Origin of the sequence: Actinomadura livida (genome assembly GCF_014648675.1) — a bacterium.
GTDB classification, from domain to species: Bacteria; Actinomycetota; Actinomycetes; order Streptosporangiales; family Streptosporangiaceae; genus Spirillospora; species Spirillospora livida.
The window spans coordinates 16,146-41,159 of sequence record NZ_BMRO01000019.1 but is presented as its reverse complement, the minus strand read 5'-3'; the positions used below and the strand labels follow the sequence as shown (position 1 = coordinate 41,159).

General features: G+C 73.6%; 22 protein-coding genes. 20 read left to right on the top strand and 2 right to left on the bottom strand.

Annotated elements, in window-relative coordinates; genetic code table 11:
* Positions 1-52: 52 nt before the first annotated feature.
* Positions 53-1,858, bottom strand: coding sequence for an ABC transporter ATP-binding protein (locus tag IEZ03_RS32725; RefSeq protein WP_189241262.1), 1,806 nt, complete (start codon positions 1,856-1,858; stop codon positions 53-55).
* A gap of 188 nt (positions 1,859-2,046) precedes the next feature.
* Between IEZ03_RS32725 and IEZ03_RS32720 the strand changes: the two genes are divergently transcribed.
* The 20 genes from IEZ03_RS32720 (at position 2,047) to IEZ03_RS32620 (ending at position 24,266) form a co-directional block, all read left to right on the top strand.
* Positions 2,047-2,754: a TIGR03085 family metal-binding protein gene (locus IEZ03_RS32720; RefSeq protein WP_132046659.1), complete on the top strand. Its 708-nt coding sequence runs from the start codon at positions 2,047-2,049 to the stop codon at positions 2,752-2,754.
* A gap of 251 nt (positions 2,755-3,005) precedes the next feature.
* Positions 3,006-3,212 carry a cold-shock protein gene (locus IEZ03_RS32715; RefSeq protein WP_018657218.1) on the top strand — a complete coding sequence of 69 codons (207 nt, stop codon included), beginning with the start codon at positions 3,006-3,008 and terminating at the stop codon, positions 3,210-3,212.
* 127 nt (positions 3,213-3,339) lie between these two features.
* Positions 3,340-3,726: a phosphoribosyl-AMP cyclohydrolase gene (gene hisI / locus IEZ03_RS32710; RefSeq protein WP_184886129.1), complete on the top strand. Its 387-nt coding sequence runs from the start codon at positions 3,340-3,342 to the stop codon at positions 3,724-3,726.
* 16 nt (positions 3,727-3,742) lie between these two features.
* Positions 3,743-4,360 (top strand): TIGR02234 family membrane protein, encoded by a 618-nt coding sequence (locus tag IEZ03_RS32705; protein WP_184886127.1) that lies wholly within the window; start codon positions 3,743-3,745, stop codon positions 4,358-4,360.
* Positions 4,357-5,025, top strand: coding sequence for a response regulator transcription factor (locus tag IEZ03_RS32700; RefSeq protein WP_184886125.1), 669 nt, complete (start codon positions 4,357-4,359; stop codon positions 5,023-5,025). The genes IEZ03_RS32705 and IEZ03_RS32700 overlap by 4 nt, the downstream gene beginning before the upstream one ends.
* Positions 5,026-5,059: 34 nt before the next feature.
* The gene (locus IEZ03_RS32695; protein WP_184886123.1) at positions 5,060-5,503 is read left to right on the top strand and encodes a DUF2752 domain-containing protein; all 444 of its coding nucleotides are present in this window, start codon (positions 5,060-5,062) and stop codon (positions 5,501-5,503) included.
* Positions 5,504-5,615: 112 nt separating this feature from the next.
* The gene (gene trpC, locus IEZ03_RS32690) at positions 5,616-6,422 is read left to right on the top strand and encodes an indole-3-glycerol phosphate synthase TrpC (RefSeq protein ID WP_184886121.1); all 807 of its coding nucleotides are present in this window, start codon (positions 5,616-5,618) and stop codon (positions 6,420-6,422) included.
* Between the two features lie 126 nt (positions 6,423-6,548).
* Entirely contained in the window at positions 6,549-7,784 is a 1,236-nt protein-coding gene (gene trpB / locus IEZ03_RS32685) for a tryptophan synthase subunit beta (protein WP_184886119.1), read from the top strand.
* Positions 7,781-8,593 carry a tryptophan synthase subunit alpha gene (gene trpA / locus IEZ03_RS32680; RefSeq protein ID WP_184886117.1) on the top strand — a complete coding sequence of 271 codons (813 nt, stop codon included), beginning with the start codon at positions 7,781-7,783 and terminating at the stop codon, positions 8,591-8,593. Before trpB ends, trpA begins: the two co-directional genes overlap by 4 nt.
* 159 nt (positions 8,594-8,752) lie before the next feature.
* Positions 8,753-9,244 (top strand): vitamin K epoxide reductase family protein, encoded by a 492-nt coding sequence (locus tag IEZ03_RS32675; RefSeq protein ID WP_132046666.1) that lies wholly within the window; start codon positions 8,753-8,755, stop codon positions 9,242-9,244.
* A 56-nt stretch (positions 9,245-9,300) separates the two neighbouring features.
* Positions 9,301-10,077 (top strand): DsbA family protein, encoded by a 777-nt coding sequence (locus IEZ03_RS32670; RefSeq protein WP_132046667.1) that lies wholly within the window; start codon positions 9,301-9,303, stop codon positions 10,075-10,077.
* A gap of 154 nt (positions 10,078-10,231) precedes the next feature.
* Positions 10,232-11,074, top strand: coding sequence for a DsbA family protein (locus IEZ03_RS32665; RefSeq protein WP_184886115.1), 843 nt, complete (start codon positions 10,232-10,234; stop codon positions 11,072-11,074).
* Positions 11,075-11,117: 43 nt separating this feature from the next.
* Positions 11,118-12,446, top strand: coding sequence for a prolipoprotein diacylglyceryl transferase (lgt, locus tag IEZ03_RS32660; protein WP_189241259.1), 1,329 nt, complete (start codon positions 11,118-11,120; stop codon positions 12,444-12,446).
* Positions 12,447-12,476: 30 nt separating this feature from the next.
* The gene (locus tag IEZ03_RS32655; RefSeq protein WP_132046670.1) at positions 12,477-13,196 is read left to right on the top strand and encodes a VIT1/CCC1 transporter family protein; all 720 of its coding nucleotides are present in this window, start codon (positions 12,477-12,479) and stop codon (positions 13,194-13,196) included.
* 70 nt (positions 13,197-13,266) lie between these two features.
* Entirely contained in the window at positions 13,267-14,058 is a 792-nt protein-coding gene (locus tag IEZ03_RS32650; RefSeq protein ID WP_184886111.1) for a hypothetical protein, read from the top strand.
* A 667-nt stretch (positions 14,059-14,725) separates the two neighbouring features.
* Positions 14,726-15,757 (top strand): hypothetical protein, encoded by a 1,032-nt coding sequence (locus tag IEZ03_RS32645; RefSeq protein ID WP_184886109.1) that lies wholly within the window; start codon positions 14,726-14,728, stop codon positions 15,755-15,757.
* 268 nt (positions 15,758-16,025) lie between these two features.
* A complete protein-coding gene (gene gltB / locus IEZ03_RS32640) occupies positions 16,026-20,609 on the top strand; it encodes a glutamate synthase large subunit (protein ID WP_184886107.1) in 4,584 nt (1,527 codons plus the stop codon).
* Positions 20,610-20,626: 17 nt separating this feature from the next.
* Positions 20,627-22,090, top strand: a complete 1,464-nt coding sequence (locus IEZ03_RS32635; RefSeq protein WP_184886105.1) for a glutamate synthase subunit beta — start codon at positions 20,627-20,629, stop codon at positions 22,088-22,090.
* A gap of 93 nt (positions 22,091-22,183) precedes the next feature.
* On the top strand, positions 22,184-23,140 hold the full coding sequence (locus IEZ03_RS38320) for a helix-turn-helix domain-containing protein (protein WP_221480800.1): 957 nt from the start codon (positions 22,184-22,186) through the stop codon (positions 23,138-23,140).
* 265 nt (positions 23,141-23,405) lie between these two features.
* Entirely contained in the window at positions 23,406-24,266 is an 861-nt protein-coding gene (locus IEZ03_RS32620) for a hypothetical protein (RefSeq protein WP_184886101.1), read from the top strand.
* 1 nt (position 24,267) lies between these two features.
* On the opposite strand, the gene IEZ03_RS32615 is transcribed toward IEZ03_RS32620, so the two are convergent.
* Positions 24,268-24,975, bottom strand: coding sequence for a helix-turn-helix domain-containing protein (locus IEZ03_RS32615; RefSeq protein ID WP_229808720.1), 708 nt, complete (start codon positions 24,973-24,975; stop codon positions 24,268-24,270).
* Between the last annotated feature and the right edge of the window lie 39 nt (positions 24,976-25,014).

The following is a 25,014-nucleotide window of genomic DNA, read 5'->3' as shown; positions in this document are numbered from 1 at the left end:
GCGGACCCGCTCAGGCCCGTGCCGTCCGCCGCCTTCGTCGTGTTCACCGTCGTCACGCCAGTGCCTCCTCGCCGCCCTCTAGGGCCTCCTGCTCCGCCTCGGCCCGCTCGTAGGCGTTGACGAGGTTGCGGTAGCCCTCCGAGCGCTCCAGCAGCCCGGCGTGCGCGCCGCGCGCGATGACGCGGCCGTGCTCCAGGTAGACGACCTCGTCGGCCAGCGCGATCGTCGCCTTGCGGTAGGCGACGACCACGACGGTCGCCCCGCCGGCCTCCTCGCCGGCCCGCACCTCCCGCAGGTTCTGCAGGATGCGGGCCTCCACCTGCGGGTCCACGCTGGAGGTGGCGTCGTCCAGGACGAGCAGCCGGGGCCGCCGCACCAGCGCCCGAGCCAACGCCAGCCGCTGCCGCTGCCCGCCCGACAGCGTCGCTCCGCGCTCGCCCACCTTCGTGTCGAGGCCGTCGGAGAGCGCCGCGACGAACCCTTCGGCCTGGGCGAGGCGCAGCGCCTCCCAGACCCGCTCGTCGGGGACGTCCAGGCCGAGCGTCACGTTGCCGCGGACGGTGTCGTCGAACAGGAACGTCTGCTGGGGGACGAGCGCCGCCGTCTCCGCGATCCCGCCCTGCCGCACCTCGCGCAGGTCGGTGCCGTCGAGGAGCACCGACCCGTCCGCCGGGTCGACGAGGCGGACGAGCAGGGACGTGAGCGTCGACTTGCCCGAGCCCGTGGGGCCGACGACCGCGATCGTCCGGCCCGGGGCGGTGGCGAACGACACGTCGTGGAGTACCGGCCGCCCAGCGCCGTCCCCGGCGGACTCGTAGGCGAAGCGGACCTCCCGGACCTCCAGCCCGGTCGCGCCGCCCCCGCCGGAACCGTTCAGCGAGCCGTCCCCGTAAGGGAGGGACCCGGACGCGTCCAGGACGCCCCTGACCCGCCGCCAGCCGACGACGCTGCGCGGCACCTCGCCCAGCACCCAGCCCAGCGCCCGGATCGGCCACGACAGCAGCGTGAACAGGTACGCGACGTTCACCAGGTCGCCCGGCGACATCGCCCCCGACTCCAGGCGCACCGAGCCGATCAGCAGGACGGCGAGGACGCCCAGGTTGGGCAGCGCCTCCAGCACCGGGTCGAACAACCCGCGGATCCTGCCGACCGCCACGTTGGCGTCCCGCAGCTCCTCCGCGCCCTCGGTGAACCGCGCGGTCTCCGCCGCCTCCCGGCCGAGGGTCTTGACCACCAGGCCGCCCTCGAAGCTCTCGTGCGCCACCTCGCTGACCTCGGCGCGCAGCTGCTGCGCGCGGGTCGCGACGGGCGACAGCCGCCGCTGGTACACCACGTTGATCAGCGCGATCGCGGGGAAGACCAGGAACCCGACGCCGGCGACGACCAGGTCGGTGGCCAGGATCGACACCGCCGCGATCAGCAGCATGAACACGACGCCGACCGCCATCGGCAATGGCGCGATCGGCGCCCACACCGCCTCCACGTCGGCGTTGGCGTTGGACAGCAGCTGCCCCGCCGGGTGCCGGTGGTGCCACGCCAGCGGGAGCCGCAGGTACTGCCGGGTCACCGAGCGCCGGTACTCGGCCTGCAGCCGGTACTGCATGAGGCCCGCGTAGAAGCGGCGCCCCGCCACGCCGATCGCCTTGAGCAGCGCCACCCCGGTGATCGCCGCGGCCGCGGCGGCCAGCGCGCCGGTCGTCGTGTCCCCCGACTCGAACGCGGGCAGCACCACCTCCTGGGTCGCCCAGCCGAGCACCTGCGCGGACGCCACGGTCATCGCCGCGTACAGCGCGCTGGCGAGCACCGACAGCGTGAAGACGCGCGGCTCGGCCTTCACCGCCACCCACAGGACGCCCATCCCCTCCCGCAGGACATGCGGGCTGACGCGTCTCGACGCAGGTGGCACGGCGACTCCTCGATCACGGCGGCGGCCCGTGGACCGCCCCCCGCGAACGGGGCTCCGGGGGCTCGGCGGGCCTGGATATGCCTACCATCCGGTACCCCCTGCTTATTCCCGGCATTTCCGTCGCGTTCTACGATCGGGCGATGAGCACGCCCGAGGACGGCCAGGCCCCCGCAGCTCCCGACCCCTCCTCCAGCGCCGATCCCGTCCGCCGCGAGCGGCTGCTGCTCGCCGCGGCCCTGGCGGAGGCGGGGCCGGACGCGGCCACGAAATGCGCCGGCTGGGACGCCCGCGACCTCACCGCCCACCTCGTCGTCCGCGAGCGCCGGCCGGACGCGGCGCCCGGCATCCTCCTGCCGCCGCTTTCCGGCTACACCGAGCGCGTCCGGCGCCGGACGGCCCGCGCCGTCCCGTTCGACCGGCTGGTGGAACGGTTTCGGGAGGGGCCGCCGAAGACCTCGCCGTACGCGCTTCCCGGCGTTGACAAAATCGCCAACGGTGTCGAGTTCTTTGTTCATCACGAGGACGTCCTGCGCGCACGTCCCGACTGGGAGCCGCGGGACATCTCACCGGAACTCGAGGAACTGCTCTGGCGGAGGATAAGAATTGCCCGCCTTGTGCTAAGAAAAGTTCACGTGGAGGTAACGCTCGTCCAGCCGGACGGGCGGAGCCTCCGGGTGTCCGGACGCGGCCGCTCCGCCCGGGGAGCGGCCTCCGGAGGCGTGCGCGTGCACGGCCCCGTCGGCGAACTGGTGCTGTGGGCGCTGGGCCGCCGGGACGTCGCGAGAGTGCGCGTCACCGGCGACACCGGCGCTGTCAAGGCCCTGACCGAGACCGGTTGGAGTCTTTAACGGGCAGGTAACGGCAGGGTTCGCCCGCGGGAGAATCGCGAACCTTGCAGCTCCTCCGTTTTAGGCGGAAGCGGTGATACGGTGGGGCGGTCGGTTGCAGTCGTGGTTCTCGATCGTTCGTCCAGACGCCCGCGGACTGATGGCAGCGGGCGTTTTGGCTTTTCCGGGACCGTACGGGGGGCGAGAGCGTACCGCAGCGACCGCACGGGCCCGCGAGGTGTGGGCCCAGGTTTTGCCGCAAGGAGAAAGACATGCCCCAGCAGGGCACCGTGAAGTGGTTCAACGCCGAGAAGGGCTTCGGATTCATCGCCGTCGACGGCGGCGGACCGGACGTCTTCGTGCACTACTCGGCCATCCAGAGCTCCGGCTACCGCACGCTGGACGAGAACCAGCGCGTCCAGTTCGAGGTGACGCAGGGTAACCGGGGTCCGCAGGCTGACCAGGTCGTCCCCCTGTAACACCCGATAGTCGTACGTCTGGGCCCGCCTCCCGTCCCGGGGGGCGGGCCCTTTCGTGGCGGAGCCCCGCGCGCCCCGGCCGCGCCCCCGCGCCCGGCCGCCGGGGGACTGCAATAAACTCGCTCGCATGTCCGCTCCTCGACCGTCCAATCTGGACCCCAAGATCGCCGACCGGCTGAAGCGCGACCCGAACGGGCTCGTGCCCGCCATCGCCCAGCAGTACGACACCGGCGAAGTGCTCATGCTCGGCTGGATGGACGACGAGGCCCTCCACCGCACCCTCACCACCGGCCGCTGCACCTACTGGTCGCGCAGCCGCCAGGAGTACTGGGTGAAGGGCGAGAGCTCCGGCCACCAGCAGTGGGTCAAGTCGGTCGCGCTGGACTGCGACGCCGACGCGGTCCTGGTGAAGGTCGACCAGGTCGGCGCCGCCTGCCACACCGGCGACCGCACCTGCTGGGACGCCGACGTCCTTCCCGCCGCGGTCGGGGAACGACCCGCCGCGGCGTCATGACCGCCGGGCGCGGCGGATGACCCCCGGGCGCGAACGCGGCCTGACGGCGCTGCTGTGCGCCGCCGGGGCGGGCCTGGCGCTCCTCGCGGCCGGGCGCACCTGGGCCGTCGTCCGGGCCGAGGACGCGATCACCCCGCTCACCCAGAGCCTCACCGGCGGCGACCTCGGCGGCGCCGCGGGCGCCCTCGGCTGGGCGGGGCTGGCGGGCCTGGCCGCGCTGTTCGCGACCCGCGGCCGCGCCCGCGCGGCCGTCGGCGCCCTCCTCGCCCTGTTCGGCGCCGGCATCGCCTACGCCTCGGCCGCCGCCGTCCAGCGCCCGAACGTGCTGTCCGCCGCCGGCGACAAGAGCGCCCTGATGTCCCTCGGCACCGACCCGGCGATGGACGTCAACCTGTGGTGGATGGTCTCGGTCACCGGCGGCGTGCTGCTCGCCGCCGCCGGCCTCGCCACCGCCGTCCGCGGCCGGCGGTGGCCCGGCATGTCCGCCCGCTACGAGCGCGCGGCCCCGCGCGGAGCCGCCGCCGACGCGGGGAAGGAGACCGGGCAGGAGCCGGGGCAGCAGGACCCGTCCGCCATGTGGAAGTCCCTCGACCGCGGTGAGGACCCCACCGCCCGGACGGACGGCCGGCCGTGAACACCGACGGCGGCGGGCTCGTCCTGGTGGCCGAGCACGACCCCGCGGTCGCGGAGCTGCAGCGCCGCTACCTCGCCCGCGAGGGCTTCGACGTCGAGATCGAGCCCGACCCCGCCCGCGCGCCCATGGCCGCCGGGCGCTCCCGCCCCGACGTGGTCGTCCTGGACCTGTCCGCGTCGGCGCTGCCCGCCGACCTGTACCGGCGGGTGGCGGAGGCGGCGCGGCCCGCCCCCGTCATCGCGGTCACCGGCGCCGCCCTGGACCCCGCCATCGCCCGCGCCCTCGGCGAGCACCGCATCGACCGGCCGTTCGGTCCCCGCGTCCTCGTCGGCGCCGTCGCCGAGGCCCTGCGCGGCGGCGCCCCCGCCGGGACGCCCGCCCCGCTGCGCGCCGGCGCGCTCGCCCTCGACCCCCGCGGCCGCACCGCCGTCATCGGCGACCGCCGCGTCACCCTCACCGGCACCGAGTTCGACCTCCTCGAGTTCCTGATGGGCAACCCCGGCCGCGTCTACACCCGCGAGCAGCTCCTCGACGCCGCCTGGGGGCCGGGCGCGGGCGCCGGAAGCCGCACCGTCGACGTCCACGTCGCCCAGCTCCGCGCCAAGCTCGGCGAAGGCAACCCGATCAGGACCGTGCGGGGCGTCGGCTACGTCCTGGACGCCTGATCTCCCCGGCCCGGGGCCGCATTAGGCTGGACGCATGACCCGGGTGCCCGTCCACGCGCACGAGGATCCGCGCTCGCGCACCGTGCCGCGGAGGCTGGTGCCGCAGGCTGCGGTGCTGGGCGCGGCCGTCGCCGGGACGCTGCTGGTGGCGTTCCGCGACCCCAACGAGGCGGGGCTCTACCCGGGATGTCCGTTCCTGGCCCTGACCGGGTTCTACTGCCCGGGATGCGGTATGACGCGGCTCGTCCATGCGCTCGCGCACTGGGACGTCGGCGCCGCGTTCGGGCTCAACCCGCTGTTCTTCGTCCTGCTGCCGGTCCTCGGCTACCTGTACGTGCGGTGGACCGTGCTGGGCGTGCGGGGCATGCCGATGCGGTCCGTACTGTTCAGACCGGTGGTGGCCTACTCGTTCGCCGGTGTCGTCGCGGTGTACTGGGTTCTGCGCAACCTGCCGTTCGCGCAGGCCCTGGCGCCCTGACGGACGTGCGGCGCCGCACGGGCCGCCGGGTTGCGGGGGCCGACCCTCCGGAAAAACGACGCTCCGGCTACGATCGGTGCACGGAACGACCTGAAATAGGGGGCCTGCGACCTTGAGCGTTTTGGACGAGATCATCGAGGGCGTCCGGGCCGATCTCGCCGAAAGGCAGCGAGAGGTCCCGATCGACGTCCTGAAGGACAAGGCGGCGGAGGCCCCGGCCCCGCGGGACGCGCTCGCCGCGCTGCGCGGGCCGGGCGTCTCGGTGATCGCCGAGGTCAAGCGCAGCAGCCCGTCCAAGGGCGCGCTCGCCGCGATCGCCGACCCCGCGGCGCTGGCCCGCGACTACGAGGCCGGCGGCGCCAAGGTGATCAGCGTGCTGACCGAGCGGCGCCGCTTCGGCGGCAGCCTGGAGGACCTCGCCGAGGTCCGCGCCAACGTCGACGTCTGCGTGCTGCGCAAGGACTTCATCGTCACCTCCTACCAGCTGTGGGAGGCGCGGGCGAACGGCGCCGACATGGCGCTGCTGATCGTCGCCGCGCTGGAGCAGGACGCCCTGGTGTCGCTGGTCGAGCGGGCCGAGTCGATCGGGCTGGTCCCGCTCGTCGAGGTGCACACCGAGCAGGAGGCGGAGCGCGCGGTGCAGGCAGGCGCCAAGGTCATCGGCGTGAACGCCCGCGACCTGCGGACGCTGCACGTCGACCGCGGCACGTTCGCGCGGGTCGCGCCGCTGCTGCCGAAGGACGTCGTGAAGATCGCCGAGTCCGGGGTGCGGGGCCCGCACGACCTGCTCGCCTACGCCTCCAGCGGCGCCGACGCCGTGCTGGTGGGGGAGAGCCTGGTGATCGGCAGGGACCCGCGCGCCGCGGTCGCCGACCTCGTCGCCGCCGGCGCCCACCCCGCCCTGCGGCAGAGCGGCTGACGGTTCCGGGGACGCGGACCGGATAGGGTACGGGCATGCTGGTGGAGCCGCTGCGGGAGCGATGGCGGGCCCGGTGAAGCACTGACCCCGGCAAGCCCCTTCTCCCATGACAGGACGCGTTTTCTCATGACCATCGACACCGCGCGCGGTGCCGTGCCCGACGCGACGGGCCACTTCGGAGCGTTCGGCGGGCGGTTCGCGCCCGAGGCGCTCATGGCGGCGCTGGACGAGCTGACCCGCGAGTTCGAGACCGCCAAGCAGGACCCCTCGTTCACCGCCGAGCTGGACGGCCTCCTCGCGGACTACGCGGGCCGCCCGAGCCTGCTGGCGGACGCCGAGCGCTTCTCCGAGCACGCCGGCGCCCGGGTGCTGCTCAAGCGCGAGGACCTCAACCACACCGGCTCCCACAAGATCAACAACGTGCTGGGGCAGGCGCTGCTCACCCGGCGGATGGGCAAGACCCGGGTCATCGCCGAGACGGGCGCGGGCCAGCACGGCGTCGCCACCGCCACCGCCGCGGCGCTGCTCGGCCTGACCTGCACCGTCTACATGGGCGAGGTCGACACCGAGCGGCAGGCCCTCAACGTCGCCCGGATGCGGATGCTCGGCGCCGAGGTCGTCCCGGTCCGGACCGGCAGCCGCACCCTCAAGGACGCCTGCAACGAGGCGTTCCGCGACTGGGTCGCCACCGTCGACGACACCCACTACTGCATCGGCTCCGTCATGGGCCCGCACCCGTTCCCGATGATGGTCCGCGACTTCCAGCGCGTCATCGGGGTGGAGGCCAGGCGGCAGTGCCTGGAGTTGACCGGCGCCCTCCCCGACGCCGTCGCCGCCTGCGTGGGCGGCGGCTCCAACGCGATCGGCGCCTTCCACGCCTTCGTCCCCGACGAGTCCGTCCGGCTGTACGGGTTCGAGGCGGGCGGCGACGGCGTGGCCAGCGGCCGGCACGCCGCGACGCTGGTCGGCGGCTCGCTCGGCGTCATCCACGGCATGCGGACCTACCTCCTGCAGGACGGCGACGGGCAGACGCTGGAGACCCACTCGATCTCCGCCGGCCTCGACTACCCCGGCGTCGGGCCCGAGCACTCCTGGCTGCGCGACTCCGGCCGCGCCGAGTACCGCGAGATCACCGACGCCGAGGCGATGGAGGCGTTCTCGCTGCTGTGCCGCAGCGAGGGCATCATCCCGGCGATCGAGTCCGCGCACGCGCTCGCCGGCGCGCTGAAGCTCGGCCCCGAACTCGGCCGGGAGCTCGGCCGGGACGCGACGATCGTCGTGTGCCTGTCGGGCCGCGGCGACAAGGACATGCACACGGCCGCCGGCTTCTTCGGCCTGATGCCCGAGGGAGAGGGAAAGTGAGCGTCCAGACCGCCTACGACAAGGCCCGGGCCGAGGGCCGGGCCGCGCTCGTCGGCTACCTGCCCGCCGGGTTCCCCACCTACGAGGGCGCCGTCGAGACCGCGCGGACGATGGTCGACGCGGGCTGCGACGTCATCGAGATCGGGCTGCCCTACAGCGACCCGATGATGGACGGGCCCACCATCCAGGACGCCGTCCACCAGGCCCTCGTCGGCGGCATCCGCGTCGCCGACGTGTTCCGGACGGTCGAGGCCGTCGCCGCCACCGGCGTCCCCACCCTCGTCATGACGTACTGGAACCCCGTCGACCACTACGGCGTCGACGCGTTCGCCCGCGACCTGGCCTCCGCCGGCGGCGCCGGGCTCATCACCCCGGACCTCACGCCCGAGGAGGGCGGCGCCTGGCTGGAGGCGTCCGACGCCCGCGGCCTGGACCGGGTGTTCCTCGTCGCGCTCAGCTCCACCGACGAGCGCATCGAGAAGATCACGGGGGTGTGCCGCGGGTTCGTGTACGCGGCGTCGCTGATGGGCGTCACCGGTGCCCGCTCCGCCGTCGACACCGGCGCCCCGCGGCTGGTGGAGCGCACCCGCGAGATCATCGACAAGGGCGGGACGAGCCTGCCGGTCGGGCTGGGGCTCGGCGTCGGCAACGGCGCGCAGGCCGCCGAGGTCGCCGGGTTCGCCGACGGCGTGATCGTCGGTTCGGCGTTCATCCGCCGGCTGCTGGACGCGCCCGACCTCGCGTCCGGGCTCGCCGGCGTCCGCGAGCTCACCGCGGAACTGGCCGAGGGCGTCCGCGCCGGGCGCTGACCCGCGCCGCCGCTCCCCGCCTTCCGCCGTGCACGTCCGCGGAGCGCGTTCCGCGGAACCGTGGAAAACCCCCGGGGGCGCCGCAAGGTTCGTGTCGTGGCGCCCCCGCTCTCCCGTAGGGTGTGTTCGCCGGGTGAGGCGGTCCTTGGAAGGTTCACGATGACGCAAGAGATGACGGCGGAAGACCGGGCCGACACGGCGACGCCCTCGCTCCCTCCCGCATGGTTCCTCATCCCGGCCTGGCTGCTGACGGTCGCCGGGTTCGGGATCTCCGTGTACCTCACGGTGACGCACTACGACGAGGGCGCGCTGGTGTGCTCGGCGTCCCAGACCGTGGACTGCCACGCGGTCACGACCAGCGAGTACTCCACGCTGCTCGGGATTCCCATGCCGCTGCTGGGGCTGGCGTTCTTCGTCGCGTTCGCCGCGCTCATCACGCCGTGGGCGCTGCGGTCGTCCTGGGCGCCGCTGCGGTGGGGACGGGTGGCCGCCACCGCCGTCGGCGTCCTGTTCGTCGTCTACCTCGTCACCGTGGAACTGGCGCTCCTGCACAAGATCTGCCTGTGGTGCACCGGGGTGCACGTCATCACCGTCTTGCTGTTCGTGCTCGTCCTGATCGACGAATTCCGGCGAATCGGTCAGGTCGACTAACCTCACCGTGACCGCGCCCCAGGGTGGCGGCGCGGCTCCCACCCATAGGAGAACCAATGAGCAAGGCCGCACGAGAGCGGTCCGCCAGAGAGCGCCTGGCCGCCGAGCGCAAGCGGCAGGACGCGCGGCAGCGGCAGCGGCGGCTGCTCGCCATCGTCCTCGGCTCGGTGGTCGCCGTGGCCGTCGTCGTGGTGGGCACCGTCCTGATCGTCGACCACCAGCGCAAGCAGGGCCGCGCGGAGGTCCACCAGGGCGCGGTCGCCCCGCTCACCCGGCAGGACGACGGCTCCATCGTGATGGCGCAGCCGGGGGTGGAGAAGCCGGTCCTGGAGATCTTCGAGGACTTCCAGTGCCCGGTCTGCAAGCAGTTCGAGGACGCCACCGGGCAGACCGTCCTGGAACTGGCGGAACAGGGCAAGGTCAAGGTCGTCTACCGGCCGTTCCACCTGTTCGGCCAGCAGAAGGACCCGATCCGGATCAACTCGCTGCGCGCGGCCGAGGCGGCGCTGTGCGTCCCGGCCGACAAGTGGATCTCCTACCACGAGGCGCTCTTCCGCTTCCAGCCCGCCGAGGGCTCGAAGGGCTTCTCGCCCGACGACCTCGTGAAGTGGGGCAAGGACATCGGCGTCACCGACCCGAACTTCGAGAAGTGCGTGCGCGAGGAGCAGAAGAAGGCGCAGGTCGACGCGATGACCAACTACGCGCTGCAGGAGCGCGGCGTCCAGGGCACGCCCACGGTCTTCCTGGACGGCAGGGAGATGGACTCGACCCAGTTCATGAACCCCGCCGCCCTCCGGGCCACGATCGACGCGGCCGCCGCCGCGGGCAAGTGAGCACCGGCTCCGCAGGTTAGGGCCGCATAGGCCGCCGAGCGCCGCGCCGTCCCCGCCGGGACGGCGCGGCGCGGCGCTTTCCCGGCCCCCGGCCGCCCATCCCCGCTACGCTCGTCGTTCGTACGGACACGCACAGTCACCGAGCGGGGGATCGATGAGCGAGCGGGACAGGGAGCCGTCGGGCGCGCGCCGGCGGCTCAGGGAGGACCGGGCGCGGGCCGCGGCCCGGCGGCGCCGGCAGCGGCTGCTGGTGGTCGTCCTGGGCGCCGTCGCCATCGCGGCGGTCGTCGTGGCCGTGACCGTCGTGGCGGTGTCCCGCGACGGCGGGGACGAGCCGCTGAACGACTACACCGGCCCGCTGGCGCCGGCGACGCGGCTGGAGAACGGCGCGGTCGCGATGGCGCAGCCGGGCGTCACCGCGCCGGTCATCGACATCTACGAGGACTTCCAGTGCCCGGCCTGCGCGACGCTGGAGCGGCGGCTCGGCGGCACGTTCAAGCAGCTCGCCGCGGACGGCAAGGCCAGGGTCGTGTACCGGCCGTTCCAGCTCTTCCAGCAGGACCCGCTGATGTCGAACTCGCGGCGGGCCGCGAACGCCGCCGCCTGCGTCCCCGTCGGCAAGTGGCTCCCGTACCACGACAAGCTGTTCGCCGAGCAGCCCGCCGAGGGCGACACCGGCTTCACCCCGAAGAGCCTGATCGAATGGGGCACCGACCTCGGCGTCACCGACCCGGCGTTCGCCGCCTGCGTCAACCAGAACCGGCAGATCGACCTGGTCGAGAAGGCGAGCACCGCGGCCGGGCGGGCGGGCGTCGACGCGACCCCGTACGTCGCGCTGAACGGCGCGAAGGTCGGCGGCGACGCCCTCGGCTCCCCGGAAGACCTGCGGCAGGCCGTCTCGGCGGCGGGCGGCGGCGACGCCCCCGCCACCCGCGGCACGCAGTCGGGCGGGAACGCCGGCGGCACGGCGGACGGCTCCGCGCGGGCACCCTCCTAGAGGTGGCGCGCGCGGCGACCCGGAGGCGGTAACGTCATCGGTCATGCAGCCGCTCGCCTACATCCCGAGCCCCTCGCAGGGCATCTGGCACATCGGACCCGTCCCGATCCGCGCCTACGCCATCATGATCATCCTCGGCATCGTCGCCGCGGTCTGGCTGGGCGAGCGGCGCTGGGCCGCCAAGGGCGGCACCCCCGGCGTGATCATCGACGTCGCGGTCTGGGCGGTGCCGTTCGGCCTCGTCGGCGGGCGGATCTACCACGTACTCACCGACTACCAGCTCTACTTCGGTGAGGACGGCGACCCCGCCCGGGCGCTGGAGATCTGGCAGGGCGGCCTCGGCATCTGGGGCGCCGTCGCGTTCGGCGCGGTCGGCGCGCTCATCGGCTGCCGGCGCCGCGGGATCTCCATCTACCCGCTGGCCGACGCGGTCGCGCCGGGGATCGCCCTCGCGCAGGCCATCGGCCGCTGGGGCAACTACTGGAACCAGGAGCTGTACGGGCGCCCGCTCGACACGTTCTGGGCCTTGAAGATCGACGAGGACCACCGGCCGATGCTGGAGGGCGGCCCCGGCCTCGACCCCCGGTACGCCGACATCGCCACCTACCACCCGACGTTCCTGTACGAGTCGCTGTGGTGCATCGGCGTCGCGGTCCTCGTCATCTGGGCCGACCGGCGCTTCAAGCTCACCCACGGCCGCGCGTTCGCGCTCTACGTCGCCGCCTACACGCTGGGACGGGCCTGGATCGAGACGCTCCGCATCGACGAGGCCCACCACATCCTCGGGCTGCGCCTCAACACCTGGACGTCGGTCATCCTCTTCCTCGCCGCGGTCGCCTACCTGTACCAGGCCAGGAACCGCACGGGCCCGGAGAACGTCGGCGGCCCCGCGGACGGCCCGTCCGATCCCGCCGGCCCCGCCGGGGAGGAGAAGGACGCGCCGAAGGACGGACCGAAGGACGCGCCGGTCACCGGCAAGGAGCCGGAGTCCGCGGCGGGCGGCGCGGAATCCGGGGCGAAGGACGACCCCGAGCCCGGCTCCGGGGACGAGCCGGAGAGCCCCGGCCCCGAGAAGCCCGAGGGCGGCAAGGCCGCCGACGACGTGGAGAGCGCGGCGTCCGGCGACGACGAGGCCGAGGAGCCCAAGGACGGTGCCGGCAAGGACGGTGCCGGCAAGGACGGTGCCGGCAAGGACGGTGCCGGCAAGGACGGTGCCGGCAAGGACGGTGCCGGCAAGGACGGTGCCGGCAAGGACGGTGCCGGCAAGGACGGTGCCGGCAAGGACGGTGCCGGCAAGGACGGTGCCGGCAAGGACGGTGCGGGCGACGCCGGGCGGGTAGAGGACGAGGAGCCCGTCAAGGACGGGAAGTAGCGGTCGGCGGAGGGCTTCGGTGGGCGCGAGATGACCAGCGGGGAGGCCGGTGCGAAGCCGGAGCAGCACCACCGGCACCGCGACGTCACCGGCGGCTGGCTGCGGCCGGCGGTGTTCGGTGCCATGGACGGCCTGGTCTCCAACTTCGCGCTGATCGCCGGCGTGGCCGGCGGGCAGGCGAACCAGAACGTCGTCCTGCTGGCGGGGCTGGCGGGCCTGGCCGCGGGAGCCTTCTCGATGGCGGCGGGGGAGTACATCTCGGTCGCCTCCCAGTCGGAGCTGGCCGAGGCGGAGATCGAGGTCGAGCGGCTGGAACTGGCCCGGCACCCGGTGGCGGAGGAGCGGGAGCTGGCCGGGGTCTTCGAGGCGCGCGGCGTGGACCCGGAGACCGCCGCGGAGGTCGCGCGGCAGCTGTCCCGGGATCCGGACGAGGCGCTGGAGGTCCACACCCGCGAGGAGCTCGGGGTGACGCCGGGCGACCTGCCGTCCCCGACGCTGGCGGCGGGCTCGTCGTTCCTGTCGTTCGCGGTCGGCGCGATGCTGCCGGTGCTGCCCTACCTGCTGGGCGCCGCCACGCTGTGGCCCGCGGCGATCGTCGCGGCCGCCGGGCTGTTCGGCGCCGGTGCGCTGGTGGCCGGGATCACCACCCGGCCCTGGTGGTTCGGCGGGCTGCGGCAGCTGCTGTTCGGCGCCGCCGCGGCCGGGATCACCTACGCGGTCGGCGCGCTGATCGGCACGAGCGGCATCTGACGCCCGAGCGAACTGGATAAAACGCCCGTTCTGTCCCGCGTGAGCCGGCCGTACCGCTAAGCTCCGGGGCGTGATCGAGGCTCGTGACTCAGGTTCTGCACAGGCCCCGGGCAAGGGCCGCGGCCGGGACTTCTGGCCGACGGACAAGCCCGGCCGCAAGCTCCCCGGCCCGAAGCCGCTGTTCGGCGCGGCCGCCGCGCTCGTCGCGGTGGTGGTCGCGGTCGTCGCCGTGCTGATGTTCACCGGCGGGGACGAGGCGCCGGCCGACAAGCCGCTGGTGCCGACGGCCTTCACGCCCGACTTCAACGGCGAGGGCTTCCAGCAGATCGCCGACAGGTCCGCCGACATCCGCGAGATCACCGAGGGTGAGGCGTCGTCCGCCAAGGACCTGCAGTCGGGCAAGTTCTCCTTCAAGCTCGCCGGGTCGGAGCTCACCAAGGACTGCAAGGCCGCGGTGTGGGGCGGCCGCCTGCAGGGCGACCTCGACAAGTTCGGCTGCACGCAGATCGTCCGCTCCGCGTACGTGAGCGGCGACAAGAAGCACGTCGGCCAGTTCTTCGTGATCAACATGAAGAGCGCGGACGGCGTCAACCAGATCCTGCGCGACCTCCAGACCGAGACCGGCGCCGGCTGGGTGAAGCCCCTGAACGTGAAGGACGTGCCCGCGTTCGGCTCCGGGTTCAGCGCCGCCTACGCCAAGACCTACGGCCACTACGCCGTGATCACCTGGGTGGAGCGCGCCGGCGGGGAGCAGCCCGCCTCGCTGAACGAGCTGATCGACGTCAGCCTGGTCATCGAGGGCGCCGCCGACTTCCTCTACGGGCGCCTCGACCTGGCCGCCAACACGGGGGCGCGGCAGTGATCCGCCGGTCCCCGGGCGTGTCACCGGCCCGCGGGCAGTAGTCTGCCCGGCTGTGGACCCCGATGAGCCCCGCCGCGGCGGCCCCCGGCGCCGGCCGATGAGCCGCCAGGGCCGCCAGCCGCCGCCGCGCAGGACGCCCCCCGGCCGGCTGGGCGGCGGCCCGCGCCGTCCGGACCCGTCCCGCCGCACCCCCCGCGCCGTCCCGCCGCCCCGCCCTCCGTACGAGGACGACCCGGCCTACCACGAGCCCGCGGACCGCCCCGGCTACCCGGAGGCCCCCGGCCGCGGCGCTCCCGGCTACGGCGCACCACCGGCCCGAGGCAATGCCCCGGCCTCCCGAGGCGGACCGAACACCGGCGAGACGCCGCGTCCGCAGGGAGCCCCGGGCTACGGCGGCATGCAGCGCCGTGGCGGCCCCGGAGGCCCTGGCGGGGCACCGGGCCGTTACGAGGCGACGGGTCCGCGGACGGCCCCGGGCTACGGCACGGGACCGAGCCAAGTCCCTCCGGCTCCGGGCTATCGCGAGGCATCGGGTTTCCAGGGGGCCCAGGGCTACGGCGAGATGCGAGGCCATGGCGGTGCCCCAGGTAGCGGCGGGGCGCCGGGCCACGGCCGAGGGCAGGGCCATGACGCGCCCCCAGGCGCGGGCTGGGCACCGGGACCCGGCATGACGCCCGGCCATCCGTTCGCGGCCGGCTACGACGGTCCCTCCGGTTCCGGCGGCGGGCCGGGGTATGGGCCGGGGTTCGGTGATGAGCCGGACTATGACGACGGCGAGGGCGACTACCACGACGAGGCCGTGCCCTATCCCGATGACGGGCCTTCCGGGGGGAAGGGGAAGAAGGCGGGCAAGACCGGTAAGAAGGCGGGCAAGAAGGCGAAGCGGCGCGGTGGAGCGGGGAGGCCTCCGGTCCGGTCCGCGGCGCAGCCCCAGGCGGGGAAGCCGAAGGACGCGCCGCGCGGGAAGGGGCCGAAGCTCTACTTCGGCGCGGCCGCCGTGCTCGGGCTGGTCGTCCTGCTCGGCCTGGGGGCGGTGTTCGTGCTGCGCGGGGGCGACGGGCCCGCCGCTGGCGACGCGGCGGGCACGCGGATCGGGACGCCGGCGGGGACCGGTCTCTCACCGGCCTCCTACTCCAGTTCGTCGTCGGCGTCGGCGTACTCGGGCATCGCGTCCCGCAAGGCCGACCCCGATCCGCTGACGATCGAGGAGGTGTTCCCGGCCTCGGCCGCCAAGGTGGCGGTCCCCGGCGGGGAAGTGCAGGTCAAGCTGCGCACCAAGCGCCTGGACGGCGACTGCGCCGACGCCGTGTGGGGCGCGACCGTGGGCGAGGTGCTCGGCGAGGGCGGCTGCACGCAGGTGGCGCGCGGCATCTACTCCGGCCCCCGGAACGGCTACGGCCTGGCGGTCGCGGTGTTCAACCTCTCCGGGGCGGCGGAGGCCGACCGGTTCGTCGCGACGCTGGAGAAGACCATCGGCGCGGGCTTCGTCCGGCCGCTGGAGGCGCCCGCCCCGCTGGACGACTTCGGCCGCGGCTTCGGGATGGCGCGCGGCCTCGCCATGGGGCATTTCGCCGTGGTCACGTGGGCGCAGCGCCTGGACGGCAAGGGCGGCGCCGAGGACGAGGCGCTGCTGTCGCTGCTGATCGAGGGCGGCAAGAACCCGGCCGTGCTGGGCCGCGCCGCCCGCGCCTCGGACTGACCGGCGCACCGCAATATTTCGGTAAACCCGATCACCCGGGTGACGATCGTCACCGCGGCCGCGGCCCTTTTCACCGGGGATGAAGCCGGTAACCTGGTCTAAACCACTGTGCGATGACGCTCCGCCGATTCGTGCCCGGAAGTTTCGCGATCCGTGACACTCGGGCATGATCCCGGCAGTGATGTAATGTCATCTCACCCGCAGAAGGGCCAACGCCGTCCCGGACTGCACTGACATCAGCAGTGACACGACGACGACGGGAGGGTTGATGGCGACTGCTGCCTTCACACCTGATGCCCGCACATCTGTTGCCGGCGACGGCCGGCCCGGAGCGCAGGGGCTGTACGACCCGGTGCACGAGCACGACGCCTGCGGCGTCGGGATGGTGGCGGACCTGCATGGCCGCACAAGCCACGACATCGTGCAGAACGCCCTGACGGTCCTGCGGAACCTCGACCACCGCGGGGCGGTGGGCGCCGAGCCCGACGACGGCGACGGCGTGGGCATCCTCGTCCAGATCCCGGACGCGTTCTTCCGCGACGCCTGCGACTTCGCGCTCCCCGAGGCGGGCGCCTACGCGGCCGGCATCGCGTTCCTGCCCGCCGATGGCGAGGAGCGCGCCGCGGTGGTGGCCCACGTCGAGACGCTCTGCGCGGAGGAGGGCCTCGCGGTCCTCGGCTGGCGCGAGCTGCCGCACGACCCCGGCTTCACCGGCCCGGCCGCGCGCCGCGTCATGCCGCACTTCGCGCAGCTGTTCGTCGCGGCCGCCGAGGGCGGACCGCACGCGGGCAAGACCGGCCTGGAACTCGACCGCGCCGTGTTCTGCATGCGCGAGCGCGCCGAGCAGGACGTGCGGGTCTACTTCCCGAGCCTGTCCAGCCGGACGATCGTCTACAAGGGGATGCTGACGACCCCGCAGCTGGAGCCGTTCTTCCCCGACCTGTCGGACCGCCGCTTCACCAGCGCGATCGCGCTCGTGCACTCGCGGTTCTCGACCAACACCTTCCCCGCCTGGGAACTCGCCCACCCGTACCGGTTCATCGCGCACAACGGCGAGATCAACACGGTGAAGGGCAACCGGAACTGGATGCGGGCCCGCGAGGCGCTGCTGAAGTCCGACCTGATCCCCGGCGACCTGTCCCGCGTCTACCCGGTGATCGACATCGAGGCCAGCGACACGGCGTCGTTCGACGAGTGCCTGGAGCTGCTGCACCTCGGCGGCCGGTCGCTGCCGCACGCGGTCCTGATGATGATCCCCGAGGCGTGGGAGAACCACGCCGAGATGGACGCCGACCGCCGCGCGTTCTACGAGTTCCACTCCACCCTGATGGAGGCGTGGGACGGCCCCGCCAGCGTCAGCTTCACCGACGGCACCGTCGTCGGCGCCGTCCTGGACCGCAACGGGCTGCGCCCCGGCCGGTACTGGGTGACCGACGACGGCCTCGTCGTCCTCGCCAGCGAGGCCGGCGTCCTCGACATCCCCGCGTCCAAGGTCGTCCGCAAAGGGCGGCTGCAGCCCGGCAAGATCTTCCTGGTGGACACCGCCGCCGGGCGGATCGTCGAGGACGACGAGGTCAAGGCCGAGCTCGCCGCCGAGCACCCGTACGCCGAGTGGCTGCACGAGGGCCTGGTCCGGTTCGAGGAGCTGCCGCGGCGCGAGCGGGAGATCCCGACGCACGAGACGCTCGTCCGGCGGCAGCAGACGTTCGGCTACACCCTCGAAGAGCAGCGGATCATCCTGACGCCGATGGCGAAGACGGGCGCCGAGCCGATCGGGTCGATGGGCACCGACACCCCCATCGCGGTGCTGTCCGAGCGCCCGCGGCTGCTGTTCGACTACTTCAAGCAGCAGTTCGCGCAGGTCACGAACCCGCCGCTGGACGCGATCCGCGAGGAGCTCGTCACCTCCCTGCAGTCCACGCTCGGCCCGGAGGGCAACCTCCTGGAGCCCGGCCCGGACTCGTGCCGCCGGCTCGTGCTCCCCACCCCGATCCTCGACAACGGCGAACTCTCCAAGATCATCCACATCGACGACGAGGGGTCGCTGCCGCACCTGCACGCCCACGTCGTGCACGGGCTGTACGACGTCGCCGGCGGGGGAGAGGCCCTGGAGGCCCGCCTGGAGGAGATCAACTCCGAGGTGAGCCGCGCCATCGACGCCGGCGCCCGCATCATCGTGCTGTCGGACCGCGGCGCCGACTCGGCCCGCGCGGCGATCCCGTCGCTGCTGCTCACCGGGTCCGTGCACCACCACCTCATCCGGGAGAAGACCCGCACGCGGGTCGGGCTGGTCATCGAGACCGGCGAGGCCCGCGAGTGCCACCACATGGCGCTGCTCATCGGGTACGGCGCGTCCGCGATCAACCCGTACCTCGCGATCGAGACCGTCGAGGACCTCGTCCGCGGCGGCGTCATCGAGGGCCTCCCGGCGGAGAAGGCCGTCCGGAACCTGGTGAAGGGCTACGGCAAGGGCGTCCTGAAGATCATGTCGAAGATGGGCGTGTCCACGGTCGCGTCCTACACCGGCGCGCAGATCTTCGAGGCGATCGGCCTCGGCGAGGACGTCGTGTCCCGCTGCTTCACCGGCACCACCTCCCGGCTCGGCGGCGTCGGCTTCGATGTGCTGGCCCGCGAGGTCACCGCGCGGCACGCCCGCGCCTACCCGGCGGGCGGCAACGAGCTCCCGCACCGGACCCTCGAGGTCGGCGGGGAGTACCAGTGGCGCCGCGAGGGCGAGCCGCACCTGTTCAACCCGGACACGGTGTTCAAGCTCCAGCACGCCACCCGCACCCGCCGCTACGAGATCTTCAAGGAGTACAGCGCCAAGGTCGACTCGCAGGCCGAGCAGCTGATGACCCTCCGCGGCCTGTTCCGGCTGAAGGAGGGCGAGCGGCCGCCGGTGCCGATCGAGGAGGTCGAGCCCGCCTCGGAGATCGTCAAGCGGTTCTCGACCGGCGCGATGTCCTACGGCTCCATCTCCGCCGAGGCGCACGAGACCCTCGCGATCGCGATGAACCGGCTGGGCGGCAAGTCCAACACCGGCGAGGGCGGCGAGGACCCGGCGCGCTTCACCCCCGACGAGAACGGCGACCTGCGCCGCAGCGCCATCAAGCAGGTCGCGTCCGGGCGGTTCGGCGTCACCTCCGACTACCTCACCAACGCCGACGACATCCAGATCAAGATGGCGCAGGGCGCCAAGCCCGGCGAGGGCGGCCAGCTGCCCGGCCACAAGGTCTACCCGTGGATCGCCAAGACCCGGCACTCCACCCCGGGCGTCGGCCTCATCTCGCCGCCGCCGCACCACGACATCTACTCCATCGAGGACCTGGCGCAGCTCATCCACGACCTGAAGAACGCCAACCCGTCGGCGCGCGTGCACGTCAAGCTCGTCGCCGAGATGGGCGTCGGCACGGTCGCGGCCGGGGTGTCCAAGGCGCACGCCGACGTCGTCCTGATCTCCGGGCACGACGGCGGGACCGGCGCGTCCCCGCTGACCTCCCTCAAGCACGCGGGCACGCCCTGGGAGCTCGGCCTCGCCGAGACGCAGCAGACGCTGCTGCTGAACGGGCTGCGCGACCGCATCGTCGTGCAGACCGACGGGCAGATGAAGACCGGCCGCGACGTCGTCATCGCGGCGCTGCTCGGCGCCGAGGAGTACGGCTTCGCGACCGCGCCGCTGGTCGTGTCGGGCTGCATCATGATGCGGGTCTGCCACCTGGACACCTGCCCGGTCGGCGTCGCCACCCAGAACCCGGTGCTGCGGCAGCGGTTCGGCGGCAAGCCCGAGTTCGTCGTGAACTTCTTCGAGTTCGTCGCCGAGGAGGTCCGCGAGCACCTGGCGGCCCTCGGGTTCCGGTCCCTGGACGAGGCGATCGGGCACGTCGAGATGATCGACACCCGCGACGCCGTCGAGCACTGGAAGGCGTCCGGGCTGGACCTCAGCCCGATCCTGCACATGCCGGGGCACGCCGAGGGCGCCGCCCTCCACCGCGTCACCGAGCAGGACCACGGCCTGGAGAAGGCCCTGGACAACACGCTCATCCAGCTCGCCGAGGGCGCGCTCGCGTACGGCGACAAGGTCACCCTCGACCTGCCGATCCGCAACGTCAACCGGACGGTCGGCACGATGCTCGGCCACGAGCTGACCAAGCGGCACGGCGGCGCGGGCCTGCCCGACGACACGATCGACGTCACCTTCACCGGCTCGGCGGGCAACTCGTTCGGCGCGTTCGTGCCGCGCGGCATCACGCTGCGGCTCGTCGGCGACGCCAACGACTACGTCGGCAAGGGCCTGTCCGGCGGGCGGCTCACGCTGCGCCCGCCCGCCGACGCCGGGTTCGCCGCCGAGGAGCAGATCATCGGCGGCAACGTCATCCTGTACGGCGCCACGTCCGGCGAGCTGTTCGCCCGCGGCATCGTCGGGGAGCGGTTCTGCGTCCGCAACTCCGGCGCCACCGCCGTCGTCGAGGGCGTCGGCGACCACGCCTGCGAGTACATGACCGGCGGCCGCGCGCTGATCCTCGGCCGCACCGGCCGCAACCTCGCGGCCGGCATGTCCGGCGGCATCGCCTACGTCCTGGACCTGGTGCCGGAGCGGGTCAACGGCGAGATGGTCGACCTGGAGCCCCTCGACGCCGACGACCTCGGCTTCGTCCGGGACCTCGTCGCCCGGCACCTGGCCGAGACCGGGTCGCCGGTCGCGCGCCGGCTGCTGGACGGCTGGGACGCCGCCGCCGCCCGCTTCACCAAGATCATGCCCAGGGACTACCGCCGCGTCCTCGACGCCATGGCCAAGGCCGAGGCCGAGGGACGCGACGTCGACGAGGCCGTCATGGCCGCGGCCCAGAGCTGAGAGAGGGGGACATCCCTATGGCTGACCCGAAGGGTTTCCTGACCGTCGGGCGGGAGCTCCCGAAGCGGCGCCCCGTCGACGTGCGCATCCGGAGCTGGTCCGAGGTCTACGAGGACTTCGGCCGCGACCGGCTGGAGAAGCAGGCGAGCCGCTGCATGGACTGCGGCATCCCGTTCTGCCACCAGGGCTGCCCGCTCGGCAACCTCATCCCCGAATGGAACGACCTCGTCTACCGGCGGGACTGGCAGGAGGCCATCGAGCGGCTGCACGCCACCAACAACTTCCCGGAGTTCACCGGGAGGCTGTGCCCGGCGCCGTGCGAGAGCGCCTGCGTCCTCGGCATCAACCAGGACCCGGTCGCCATCAAGCGGGTCGAGGTCGAGATCATCGACCGGGCGTTCGCGGAGGGCTGGGTGCGCCCGCGGCCGCCCGCCGTCAAGACCGGGAAGACCGTCGCGGTCGTCGGCTCCGGGCCCGCCGGCCTCGCCGCCGCCCAGCAGCTCACCCGCGCCGGCCACGACGTCACCGTCTACGAGCGCGCGGACCGGATCGGCGGCCTGCTCCGCTACGGCATCCCCGAGTTCAAGATGGAGAAGCGGCACCTCGACCGGCGCCTCGCCCAGATGCGCGCCGAGGGCACCGAGTTCAAGACCTCGGTGAACGTCGGCGTCGACCTCAGCGCCGACGACCTGCGCGACCGGCACGACGCCGTCGTCCTGGCCGGCGGCGCCACCGCCTGGCGCGACCTGCCCGTCCCCGGACGCGAGCTCAACGGCGTCTACCAGGCGATGGAGTACCTGCCCCCGTCCAACCGGGCGCAGGAGGGCGACTACGCGGAGTCGCCGATCTCCGCGAAGGGCAAGCACGTGGTGGTCATCGGCGGCGGCGACACCGGCGCCGACTGCATCGGCACCGCGATCCGGCAGGGCGCCGCCTCGGTCACCCAGCTGGAGATCATGCCGCGGCCGCCGGAGACCCGCCCCGACGCCCAGCCCTGGCCGACCTACCCGATGCTGTTCAAGGTGGAGAGCGCCCACGAGGAGCTCGCGGACATGGGCGGCGACCGCGTCTACGCCGTGTCCACCACCGAGTTCGCCGGGGACGGGGACGGCAACGTCCGCGCCCTGCGGATCGTGGAGGTCGGCGGCCCGGAGACCGGCTTCCAGCCCGTCGCGGGCACCGAGCGGGAGATCCCGGCCGAGCTGGTCACCCTCGCCATGGGCTTCCTCGGCCCGGAGCGCGAGGGGCTCCTCGAACAGCTCGGCGTCGACCTCGACCAGCGCGGCAACGTCGTCCGCGACGCCGACTACAAGACGTCGGTGGACGGCGTGTACGCCGCGGGGGACATGGGCCGCGGCCAGTCCCTGATCGTGTGGGCCATCGCGGAGGGACGCGCCGCCGCGCGCGGCGTCGACGCCCGCCTCACCGGCCGCACCGACCTGCCCTACCCGATCCCGCCGACGGCGCGTCCGATCGCCTGAGCCGCCGGCGAAGACCGGGAGACGAAGAGCCGGAGACGAAGGCCCCGGAGGCGCGCGCCGCCTCCGGGGCCTTCGGTGTGCCAGCATCGGCGCATGGGAACCGCGCCGTCCGCACCGGACACCGGGCTGCTGCGCCGCATGCGGCTCGCCCGGGACACCATGGACCGCGACTGGGCGGAACCGCTCGACGTCGCCGCCGTCGCCGCGGTCGCCGGCTACTCGCGCTACCACTTCGTCCGGCTGTTCCGCGGCGTCTACGGCGAGACCCCCGGCGCCTACCTCGCCCGGCGCCGCATCGAACGCGCCCAGGACCTGCTGCGCAACGCGAACCTCACCGTCACCGAGATCTGCATGCTCGTCGGCTTCACCAGCCTCGGCACGTTCTGCACCCGCTTCAAGGAGCAGGTGGGGATGACGCCCACCGAGTTCCGCGCGCGCCCGCACCGCCGGCGCCTCCGCGATCCCCGGCTGCTTCGTGCTGCTGTGGGCCGGCGGCTTCCGCGCGGACGGTCCCGGCACCGGCGCAACAATCGAGAAGGCCGCCCGGCGACGGCCCTCCTAGGGTGGAGGAAACACCTGGTCAGAAGGGGAATCAACATGATCAATAAGCTGGGGCTGGCCACCATCTGGGTGCTCGACCAGGACTCGGCGAAGCGGTTCTTCACCGAGAAGCTCGGCCTGGAGGTCCGTGACGACATGACCCTCGGCGAGGGCGGCATGCGCTGGCTCACGCTCGGCGCCGAGGAGCAGCCCGACCTCAGCCTCACCCTCATGGTGCCCGGCCCGCCCAGCATGGACCCCGAGTCCGCGGCGCAGATGAGGGCGCTCATCGCCAAGGGTGTCCTCGGCGCCGGGGCGTTCACCACCGACGACTGCCAGGGCGACTACGAGGCCATGTCCGCCAAGGGCGTCGAGTTCGTGCAGAAGCCCGAGAAGCGCCCCTACGGCATCGAGGCCGTCTTCCGCGACGACTCCGGCTGCTGGTACAGCCTCACCCAGCCCTCCGAGAAGCTCGACGAGACCGTGCCCTGGAACGACTGCGCCTCCTGACCCGCCGCCGCTCCGCGGCCGCGCTCCCCGCGCCCCGACTTGTGGTCTCGGAGCCGGTCGGCTACGGTCCCGCCAAGGTTCACGGTGCGGCGACCGCCGGGCGGTGCCCGCCGCGCCGCCGTGGGCCGCGCGCTCCCGCACCCGCACGCGGGACACCAAGGGTCCGGCCACCCACCGCTGGGGTGGCCGGACCGACCGCGCCCCCCTTCGCGCGTGTCCGTTTCCTGCAAGACCGGCCGCGAGCGGCCGACCTACAGTCGGGTCCATGAACGTCCTGGACGACTCCGACCTCGCCCGCGCCGCCGACTTCATGCGGCGCAACGGCCGCCTCATCGACCGGCACCGCTTCGCCCTGCACTTCCGCGGCGGGCCTCCCGGCCCCGTCCTCCAGGCCCTCCGCGCGTACGAGAACCCCGACGGCGGCTACGGGCACGCACTCGAACCCGACCTGCGCGGCGAAGGCAGCCAGCCCGTCCCCGCGCAGCACGCCCTGGAATTCCTGCACGAGGCCGGAGCGGACGACGACCCCGCCGTCGCGCGCATCGCCGACTACCTGGCGTCCATCGCCCGCGCCGACGGGGGAGTGCCGTTCGTCCTGCCGACCGTCCGCGGCACCCCGCACGCCCCCTGGTGGCAGGCGCCCGACGACCCGCCCGGCAGCATCAACCCGACCGCGACGCTCGCCGGGCTCCTGCACCGCGCCGGATCGGACCACCCCTGGCTCGGACCCGCCACCGCGTTCTGCTGGCGGTACCTGGAGGCGCCCGGCACGGGGCTAGGGGCGTACGACGTCCTCGCGATCCTCACCTTCCTCGACCACGTGCCCGACCGCGACCGCGCCGAAGCCGCCTTCACCCGGCTCCGCGGCGCCCTCGGCGCCCACGCGCACAGCGACCACCACGGCCCGCTCGACTTCGCGCCGGACCCCGGCGGATACGGACGCCGCCTCTTCACCGCCGACGTCGTCGACCGCGAACTCGACGCCCTCATCGGCGCCCGGCACGACGACGGCGGCTGGGACGTCGACTTCCCCATCTGGACCCCGGTCACCCGCCCCGAATGGCGCGGTTTCACCACCGTCGAGAAGCTGCGGACGCTGCGCGCCTACGGCAGGCTCAAGCCCTAGCTCACAGCAGGTTCCGGACGGGCTCGCCCGCCAGCGCCCGCACCTCGTGCGCGAAATGCGCCTGGTCGGCGTAGCCCGCCGCGAACGCCGCGCCCGCCAGCGGCTCGCCCGCCCGCGCCAGCCGCAGCGCCCGCTGGAACCGCAGCACCCGCTGCAGCGTCTTCGGCCCGTACCCGAACGCCGCCAGGGACCGCCGGCGGAGCTGCCGCTCGCTGAGGCCGAGCCGGTCCGCCACGGCCCGCACCGAACCGCCGGCCGGGCCCTCCGCCGGGCCGCCGGCGAGGCCCGCCACCACCACCGGGACCACCGGGTCCGCCGGGCGCATCCGCTCCCGTACCGCCGCCACCAGCGCGCCGCGCCGGTCGGGGGCCGCCGCGACGGCCTCCGCCAGCCGGTCGGCCTCCCCGCCCCACAGGTCCCGCAGCGGCACCCGGCCGTCCCGGATCGCGTCCGCCGGGACGCCCAGCACCGGCGGCGCGGTCCCCGGGGCGAACCGGACCGCCACGGTCGACTCGCCCGGCCGCACGGTGGCCGGGACGGGCCCCGTGTCCGGACCCGCCACGAGGATCCCCGACTCCGACCACATCACGTCCACGCACCCGTCGGGCACGACACGCTGCGTGAACGGCTCGGCGCCGCGGGGGAGCGCCGCCGTCCACGAGCACGCCAGCCCCGGCTCCTGGTACTCGCGATAGCCGGTGGGGTTCACCTTTCCTGCATACCACCCGCGCTTCCGGGCAAGGCACAT

Bases quoted from the DNA above. Each gene is read 5' to 3' on its own strand.
- IEZ03_RS32645 (WP_184886109.1), top strand. From the start codon at position 14,726: ATGACGCCCGGCCATCCGTTCGCGGCCGGCTACGACGGTCCCTCCGGT.
- IEZ03_RS32620 (WP_184886101.1), top strand. From the start codon at position 23,406: ATGAACGTCCTGGACGACTCCGACCTCGCCCGCGCCGCCGACTTCATG.
- gltB (WP_184886107.1), top strand. From the start codon at position 16,026: ATGGCGACTGCTGCCTTCACACCTGATGCCCGCACATCTGTTGCCGGC.
- IEZ03_RS32655 (WP_132046670.1), top strand. From the start codon at position 12,477: ATGACCAGCGGGGAGGCCGGTGCGAAGCCGGAGCAGCACCACCGGCAC.
- IEZ03_RS32720 (WP_132046659.1), top strand. From the start codon at position 2,047: ATGAGCACGCCCGAGGACGGCCAGGCCCCCGCAGCTCCCGACCCCTCC.
- IEZ03_RS32635 (WP_184886105.1), top strand. From the start codon at position 20,627: ATGGCTGACCCGAAGGGTTTCCTGACCGTCGGGCGGGAGCTCCCGAAG.
- IEZ03_RS38320 (WP_221480800.1), top strand. From the start codon at position 22,184: ATGGGAACCGCGCCGTCCGCACCGGACACCGGGCTGCTGCGCCGCATG.
- IEZ03_RS32665 (WP_184886115.1), top strand. From the start codon at position 10,232: ATGAGCGAGCGGGACAGGGAGCCGTCGGGCGCGCGCCGGCGGCTCAGG.
- IEZ03_RS32715 (WP_018657218.1), top strand. From the start codon at position 3,006: ATGCCCCAGCAGGGCACCGTGAAGTGGTTCAACGCCGAGAAGGGCTTC.
- trpB (WP_184886119.1), top strand. From the start codon at position 6,549: ATGACCATCGACACCGCGCGCGGTGCCGTGCCCGACGCGACGGGCCAC.
- IEZ03_RS32705 (WP_184886127.1), top strand. From the start codon at position 3,743: ATGACCCCCGGGCGCGAACGCGGCCTGACGGCGCTGCTGTGCGCCGCC.
- IEZ03_RS32695 (WP_184886123.1), top strand. From the start codon at position 5,060: ATGACCCGGGTGCCCGTCCACGCGCACGAGGATCCGCGCTCGCGCACC.
- IEZ03_RS32675 (WP_132046666.1), top strand. From the start codon at position 8,753: ATGACGCAAGAGATGACGGCGGAAGACCGGGCCGACACGGCGACGCCC.
- IEZ03_RS32725 (WP_189241262.1), bottom strand. From the start codon at position 1,858: ATGGGCGTCCTGTGGGTGGCGGTGAAGGCCGAGCCGCGCGTCTTCACG.
- IEZ03_RS32670 (WP_132046667.1), top strand. From the start codon at position 9,301: ATGAGCAAGGCCGCACGAGAGCGGTCCGCCAGAGAGCGCCTGGCCGCC.
- lgt (WP_189241259.1), top strand. From the start codon at position 11,118: ATGCAGCCGCTCGCCTACATCCCGAGCCCCTCGCAGGGCATCTGGCAC.
- hisI (WP_184886129.1), top strand. From the start codon at position 3,340: ATGTCCGCTCCTCGACCGTCCAATCTGGACCCCAAGATCGCCGACCGG.